This is a genomic window from Oceanobacter antarcticus, assembly GCF_044962685.1.
GTDB lineage: Bacteria > Pseudomonadota > Gammaproteobacteria > Pseudomonadales > Oceanobacteraceae > Oceanobacter > Oceanobacter antarcticus.
Genome location: NZ_JBBKTX010000089.1, coordinates 1 through 316, shown reverse-complemented (window position 1 = coordinate 316; position 316 = coordinate 1). Strand labels below are relative to the sequence as shown.

The following is a 316-nucleotide window of genomic DNA, read 5'->3' as shown; positions in this document are numbered from 1 at the left end:
GCGATATGAGCCCCGATTCCAGGGATAGAGATCAGGTTCTGGCATTGCTGATCCTGTTCGCCATAACGCTTTAATTCTTCGTTAATGTGATCAATCCGACGCGATAACAGGTCATATTCAACCAATGTCCAATTCAACTCCGACTGCATCATGCCAGACAGCTCACCTTGTTCCAGAATCTCGCGCAACCCTTTCAGTACAGCATTGATTCCGACGGGGAAGATATAACCATAGTCCGTCAACAAACCGCGCATCTGATTGCAAAGCGCAGTGCGATCCTTGACCAATCGTTCTCGCATTCGATGCAAGCTCTGAA

Annotated in this window: 1 pseudogene; it reads right to left on the bottom strand. The window is 48.1% G+C overall.

Annotated features, from left to right (window positions below):
* Positions 1–299: pseudogene (locus tag WG929_RS21045) on the bottom strand (IS110 family transposase); the annotation flags it as partial.
* Positions 300–316 lie beyond the last annotated feature (17 nt).